Source organism: Streptomyces sp. NPDC060031, from assembly GCF_042736805.1.
Taxonomy (GTDB): domain Bacteria; phylum Actinomycetota; class Actinomycetes; order Streptomycetales; family Streptomycetaceae; genus Streptomyces.
On record NZ_JBHWVM010000172.1, the window covers coordinates 1 to 6,155 of the forward strand.

Annotated in this window: 8 protein-coding genes and 1 pseudogene; 2 read left to right on the top strand and 7 right to left on the bottom strand. The window is 67.9% G+C overall.

Features of this window, described 5'->3' with window-relative positions; translation table 11 throughout:
• Positions 1-89: 89 nt before the first annotated feature.
• The 6 genes and pseudogenes from ACFWB8_RS36345 to ACFWB8_RS36370 form a co-directional block, all read right to left on the bottom strand.
• Entirely contained in the window at positions 90-530 is a 441-nt protein-coding gene (locus ACFWB8_RS36345) for a hypothetical protein (RefSeq protein ID WP_385237390.1), read from the bottom strand.
• A gap of 813 nt (positions 531-1,343) precedes the next feature.
• The gene (locus ACFWB8_RS36350; protein WP_385237393.1) at positions 1,344-1,637 is read right to left on the bottom strand and encodes a hypothetical protein; all 294 of its coding nucleotides are present in this window, start codon (positions 1,635-1,637) and stop codon (positions 1,344-1,346) included.
• A gap of 144 nt (positions 1,638-1,781) precedes the next feature.
• The gene (locus ACFWB8_RS36355) at positions 1,782-2,654 is read right to left on the bottom strand and encodes a replication-relaxation family protein (protein WP_385237396.1); all 873 of its coding nucleotides are present in this window, start codon (positions 2,652-2,654) and stop codon (positions 1,782-1,784) included.
• Positions 2,585-3,010, bottom strand: a complete 426-nt coding sequence (locus ACFWB8_RS36360; RefSeq protein WP_385237399.1) for a hypothetical protein — start codon at positions 3,008-3,010, stop codon at positions 2,585-2,587. Before ACFWB8_RS36360 ends, ACFWB8_RS36355 begins: the two co-directional genes overlap by 70 nt.
• Before the next feature lie 46 nt (positions 3,011-3,056).
• On the bottom strand, positions 3,057-3,365 hold the full coding sequence (locus tag ACFWB8_RS36365) for a hypothetical protein (protein WP_385237402.1): 309 nt from the start codon (positions 3,363-3,365) through the stop codon (positions 3,057-3,059).
• A gap of 55 nt (positions 3,366-3,420) precedes the next feature.
• Positions 3,421-3,885: pseudogene (locus ACFWB8_RS36370) on the bottom strand (transposase); the annotation flags it as partial.
• A 28-nt stretch (positions 3,886-3,913) separates the two neighbouring features.
• Between ACFWB8_RS36370 and ACFWB8_RS36375 the strand changes: the two are divergent.
• Together ACFWB8_RS36375 and ACFWB8_RS36380 are read left to right on the top strand one after the other, a co-directional pair.
• Positions 3,914-4,255 carry an ATP-binding protein gene (locus tag ACFWB8_RS36375; protein ID WP_385237412.1) on the top strand — a complete coding sequence of 114 codons (342 nt, stop codon included), beginning with the start codon at positions 3,914-3,916 and terminating at the stop codon, positions 4,253-4,255.
• Positions 4,256-5,302: 1,047 nt separating this feature from the next.
• Positions 5,303-5,908 (top strand): hypothetical protein, encoded by a 606-nt coding sequence (locus ACFWB8_RS36380; protein WP_385237406.1) that lies wholly within the window; start codon positions 5,303-5,305, stop codon positions 5,906-5,908.
• A gap of 17 nt (positions 5,909-5,925) precedes the next feature.
• On the opposite strand, the gene ACFWB8_RS36385 is transcribed toward ACFWB8_RS36380, so the two are convergent.
• On the bottom strand, positions 5,926-6,155 hold a 230-nt coding region (locus ACFWB8_RS36385), incomplete at its 5' end, for an ATP-binding protein (protein ID WP_385237409.1).

Here is a 6,155-nt window from a genome sequence, read left to right on the forward strand (position 1 = left end):
CTGCACTTCTACAATCACCACCGCGGACACACCGCGCTCGCAGGCAAACCACCCGCCAGCCGCGTCCCCAACCTCACAGGGCAATACACCTAGGCAGTGCTGTCTGCGTATGGCGCCCACAGGCGGGCTTCAACGTCCCACACAAGGTCGACGACCTCCTCACCCTCAATGGTCAAGGCATGCCACCTGCCCTCAATCCACCGGACGATCTGAAAGCGGCCACGAAGGTCGGTCAGGCCGGAGTAGTCCATCGTCGGAAGGATGGTCAACGCCTCGCTAGGCGTGGTCGACGTGATGTGGATCTTCGGGCCCTGCTGGTAGGAAAGGGTGACTGCACTCGGCGTGGTGGGCAGTTCGGCGGGGGCATCGACACCGGGGCTCCGGCTCAACAGGATTGCCATCCGTGGCACCTTTTGCAGCACTCTGCCGAGGGCCGCGTCGATCCCCTCACCAACCTTCGTCCCGAGCACGGCGGCAACGGCGGAGACGAAAGGGGTCAACGTGACGACCGTCAACAGCTCTGCACTCAACGAAAACGCGCTTCCCTGGACGCTGCCGATGCTTGTATGCGGCCAATCCGGGTGCGCCCGCGCTCGCTCTTTTGCCCGCCCGCGTTCCTCCGCCTGGCGGCGTTGCTCCTCCCCCGTGCCCGCCTCCTCCCGCGCCCACGCTTGGAGCCATCGATGGAGGTGGTCGTGATGATTCCGCTGCACGCTCAGAGACTCCATGATCCCCCGATGTCCGCTCCAAACAACGCCAGTTGACCTTGTACCACTACGGGTGCCCGTGCACACCCGTGCACGCGAGAGGAACCGTCCGCGTCTGGTTGCCGTCTGGCGGGCTCGGTGCTGAGGGTGCGTCGGCCGTTCGTGCGGAGTGGCAGTTTGACGGTGGCGGACGGGGCGGGCGGCAGGCGTTCGCCCGCAAACTGGGCGCGCGGCGCGAGCTCGGCGCCGGTGTCGAACCTGCCGCACGTCGACGGGCCGCACGGAGTCTTCCGTGCGGCCCGTCGCGTGTGTCGCTTCTCGTCCTGGCCGCTGGCCAGACGGGGAGGCGCTCCAGCGCCGCGAGGTGACCGCAGCGGACGTCGGTACGGGTACGGACTTCCCAGGACCCCTCCACAGGAAGCAGTCGCGTGCCTGCGCCCCTTCCTTGGGCGTGTGAGCTGCCTGTTTGGTGTTCCTCGGCGTGAATGGAACAGGACCCGAAACGGGACGCGAAACGCGACCTCAAAGGGGACTCGGAACGGGACTCCGAAGAGGACCCGAAACGGGACCCCCCGTCAGCCATAGCCCCGCGCCCGGATCACGGTGGCGAACTACTCACGGGCGGGACCAAGGACATCAGCGGGCTTGCCCGGGGCGGAAGCGGGAGAGCCATCCGCCGGCCTTCTGCTCGGGCAGGGCCTGCTCCTGCTCCTGCTGAGGGTGCCGGTCCCACCAGGCGTCGCGTATGCGGGCCTCGTACCGCTGGTCGCAGTCCTCACACAAGGTCGGGTTGGCCTCTGGGGTGAGGACGCCCCAGCCGACGCGCTCGACCGCCTTCCACCGTTCGTCGGTGAACGTGGCACCGCACTCGGTACAGACAGGGCGGCGGGTCCAACGCTGGAAGTCGTGCGGATCTGCCCCACGGCTCACCGGCTCAGGCTGCTCCTGCTTGCCGGCCGCTTGGCCTTCAGTGGCGACGGCCCGTTGCTTGCAGCCGTCGCACAGGTGCGGGTGGGTGTCCTTGGGGACTCCCCAGTCCGTCGCGCTGGCCGCCTCCCAGCGTTCGTCGGTGAACTACGCCCCGCAGCCGGCGCAGACGGGCCGATGGGCCTCACGCTCGGCGGCCTTCTTCGTCGCCTGCTCCGAGGCCGCCCGCCGCAGCTTTGCCCGGTACTCCTCCTGGGCACGCCTGGTCTCGTCCCGGGCCCGGGCTTCGGCTGCCTCACGCCGAGGATTGCCCACCGCTGCCCACAGGGGCTCCATGTGGTCGCGGCCGAAGCGGAGGAACACCGGGCCGTGCGGTCCGTGCTCCCGCAGCTTCGTCAGACCGGTGGCGATGATCGGGATCCTCCCGTCGTAGTCATGGAATCCGCCCCTCTGCCGCTCGCCCTCCCACAGGTGCCGGGTGAGTTCGATCAGCCGCGGGATGGTCCGGTTGGGATTGCGGTCGCCGACGCGGTTGAACACCAGCAGCACGGGCGGGTGCACCGCATCGCCGGACCAGGTGGCCGGAGCCGTCCAGCGGGTGCGCCACATCGGGCGCTCCTTGCCGTCGGTGTCCCTCACCTTCCGCCGGAAGAACCGGGCGTACTTCTCCAGCTTGAGAGCGAGCTCCTCCGCCGTCTCGTGGCAGTTGTCGACCTCGATGAACAGCAGCGGCATCCTGTCCTGCGGGGCGGTGAGAACGATGTCGGCCTGGGCGCCGCCGTTGCCGGGTGCGTTCCAGGTGCCGGTGGCGGGCAGCGGGACCTCGGTCCAGTACGAGGCGATCGTGCCCACACCGGCGGGTGCGTCGACGGCGGCTTGGGCCGCTGCCCGCACTTCGGGCGGGTCCTCGGCGAGCTTGGCCATGTCCGGCTTCGGGCGCAGCATCGCGATCACGGTCTCGTTGACGGCCAGCGGGTGGGAGCCGCCGCTGGAGCCCGCGCCACGGGCAGTGGAGCCCATCCCTCCGTCACCGGGCGCCGCAGCTCGTGGGAGGCGGCTTCCAGGCCCTTGAGGGTCAGGTTCCGCAGCCTCTCCCCCGCCGTGGTGGAGCCGCCGGTCTCGGACAGGCCGTGCTTGCGCATGTCGGAGAGCGCGCCGGTGTGCGCCGCGGTCCGGGCGGTCTTCTGCTCGGACAGCGTCTTCTTGTCGATGTGCCGGTAGGACAGGTGCGGAGCGCCGATCCGCTGAATCTGATCAGCCGTCGCGACTTTCAGCGCTCCGAGAGCTGTCGCTGCTGCCTGGGGCTGTGGGGGGAAGGCGATTGCTTCATCGAATGGGACGCGTGCCAGGAGGCAGTGGTGGAGCTGGCCGAGCATCCGGTTGAAGACACCTCATGCAGCTAGCGAGCCAAGTTGACCTTGGTCAGCCGGCTGCAAAGGCGGCCAGCAGGGTGTCCGCCCGGACTTCCAGTTCGGGCGTCAGAGCTCCCTTCACGGCCACCATGAGCTCATCGCCGCCAACCGCGCGGGCAAGCCGAACCTCGACCTGTCGATGCTCGCCGACCAAGGGATACGAGTACCAGCCGTCGGTCCGCTCGTCGTCGGTCGCCTCGACCGCCAGGGCCACCGTCTCCCAGTCGGTGGCATCGAACCCGTAGCCCACGTAGTGCGACAGCAACTCCAGGAACGACCGCAGGTTGCGCTCCCAGATCCATCCACCGACCTCTGCCATGGCTCCCCCTCCGTGCTCAGAAGGGACAGCCTGTCATGGGCCGATGCCTCAGCGATCACCCTGCTGCAGCAGGAGGGGGAAACCCGCCCGCTTCATCGAAGGGGACGCGTGCCAGGAGGCAGTGGTGGAGCTGGCCGAGCATCCGGTTGAAGAGGTGTCGCAGAGCCTGCATGTGCCAGTCCCCTCCTGCCCGGCGGCGCCGGTAGTGGGCGTCCGCGCCGGCGGAACCGCTGAGGGAGGCGAAGGCCCACAGGTGGCCGACGTGGTTGAGCCGGTTGTTCTTGACGAACCGGCGTCCGACGTAGCGGCGTTTGCCCGAGGCCCGCGTGATCGGGGCGGATCCGGCGTACGCCTTCAGCCCTCCGGCCGTGGCGAACCGGGTCCTGTCGTCGCCGATCTCGCCCAGGATGAGGGCACCGACCTGGGGGCCAATCCCGGGGAAGCTCAGCATGATCGCCGCGTCCGGGTGTGACCGAAAGGCCTCCTCTGTGGCCCGCGCCAGGTCATCGACCGCCTGACAGTTCACCCTCGAATCGCTCACCGCCCACCTGGGGCGGGCGACCGTCGACAACACCGTCTCCAAGGCCGTCGCGAAGATCACCCGATGCGAGCTCATCATCATCGACGACATCGGCATGCTGCCCTCCGGGCAGGCCGCCGCCGAGGCGTTCTACCGCGTCATCGACACCGCCTACGAACGCCAGTCCGTGATCGTCACCTCGAACCTGCATCCCTCAGGATTCGATTCGATCATGCCCAAGACCCTGGCCACCGCCGCCGTCGACCGGCTCCTGCACCATGCCCACATTGTCCTCACCGAAGGCTCCAGCCTCCGGCTGACCCAAGCCACCACCGGCCAGGGCGTCATCCCGCTGAACCAGCCGGGCTGATCCTGGCCTGCTGGCGCCCGCGCTCCGGAATCCCGCGTCAGCAGCCTGACGGGGGCTGCTGGGACACCGTCACCCCTCTGGGTGGTTGCCCCCGCCGGGGGCGGGGCAACCACGTCACCTGGATCTACGTTGCCTCGCTGTTCGCCGAAGCAGAAGCCCGCATCGCCCGAAACGCCAATTGGCCGCCCCTATAGGACCCGAGCAGGCCAAGCAGCGCGGCCGCGACGAACAGCCAGCGCCATACTCCATCGACGAGGGGCACTATCACGATGACGCCAACTACTTGCGTCATCCCAAGTGCGACATTGCCCAGCAGCCGCAGCAGTGGATGCACTCTCACGCCCACAGACCCCCCAATAGGCTCGTTCTCCCACGTCGAGGGAACAGTAGACCCCCGACCCTCAGCCCCAGTCAGCGGGCCAGCCAAAGAAGACAACGAAGACGGTGCCGAGGTGGAGGGCCCGTCCCCCTTCAGCAACGCTCGCACGAGGCCCATCCGAGCGACGAAAAGTCATACCGGGCAGGGAGATCAACTGTCCGTCCAAAGGGACCTGGAAAGTCCGCTCACCCGGATGGCCCGCTGTCCGTGGACAGCGGTCACAGGACCCGGTGCTGAGAGGCACCAAGCGACCTTCGGGTAACTGAGCCCGGAGGGAGGACACCACGGGTTCCGGGGTAGAGGGGGCGCCTGTTTTCGGCGGGGTGAACGAGAGCCACGTGGGCGGTGGTTTCGAGAGCCGCCTTGATCCATCCGTGCAGGAGATGGACAACGGTGTAGGTCCATGATCGGCGGCGGGAATGAGAGCCACCCTGATCGAGTGACGTCGGGTCGGGAGTGTCTGCGGCAGCGGATGGACGTAGGCCCGTAGTTTGGTGCTCTGGGCCCTGCCGGTCCTTGTCCCTGACAGGCGCGGTGCGGACGGGCCCGCCCCTTTGTTGCGCTCGCGGGATTGGTGGACGGCCCCTTCCAGCGTTGTCAGGGGTGGGTGCGATGATCCCCGAGGCGGGCGTGAGCTCGCCGGTATCTCGACTCGGGGGTGGCTCGGTTTGAACACGTGGCAGGAGTTGTCGGCGTCGGTGGAGCAGCGCCTGACGGCCATGTCGCCGAGTGAGCGCGGAGTCTTCGCCGCCGGCACCGCTGAACGGCTCATGAGCTGGCACGAAGCACTGCCCGAGGAGGAACGGGCACCGTTCACGATGAGCCTGCGGCCCCTGCTGAATTCCTTGTGGGAGGGCTCCCTCGGGGACTCGACCGCCTTCACAGCCGTGAAACGGGGTGTGGCCGAGTACATGCTCAGCGAGTACTGCCACAACGATGGGCAGGATGGCCCCGAGGATGCGGACGACAACGCGGCCGCCGCGACGCTTTATGCCGCGCACGCCTACCTGTTCGAGTGCCGTGACTTCGCGGTCTGGGCCAGCCGCCGGGCCGTGGACGCTGTGGACGAGCACCTTGAGTACCTCGCCGAGCAGGATGAGGACCTACCCGACCTCGACGAGGCAACCATTGCAGAGCTCCAACGCCAGCTGCGGGATCTCGACCTCATCGCGACCTACTCGAAGGATCTGCGGCTCGCCAGCCTCGGGCTGCCCATCGACACTTCGATCCGGCTTCGCGTGGAACTGCGGACCCCTCTTTCCCGCCGGGACTGACCGGTCGAACGGCCCGTTCAGCTGCGTCGTTCTGCTTCGGTGATGCGGAAGCGGTAGGACTCGGTGCCAGTCTGGATGAGGGTGCAGCGGAAGGTGATCCGGTCGGCGATGGCCGCGCAGAGACGCGGGTCGCCGAAGGTCTTGTCCCACTCGGCGAACGGGGAGTTTGTAGCCACGGCGGTCGCCTTGCATTCCTCGCGCTCGGTGAAAATCTGGAACAGGAGCTTGGCGCCCTTCTTGTCCAGGT

Bases quoted from the DNA above. Each gene is read 5' to 3' on its own strand.
- ACFWB8_RS36355 (WP_385237396.1), bottom strand. From the start codon at position 2,654: ATGGGCTCCACTGCCCGTGGCGCGGGCTCCAGCGGCGGCTCCCACCCG.
- ACFWB8_RS36360 (WP_385237399.1), bottom strand. From the start codon at position 3,010: ATGCTCGGCCAGCTCCACCACTGCCTCCTGGCACGCGTCCCATTCGAT.
- ACFWB8_RS36365 (WP_385237402.1), bottom strand. From the start codon at position 3,365: ATGGCAGAGGTCGGTGGATGGATCTGGGAGCGCAACCTGCGGTCGTTC.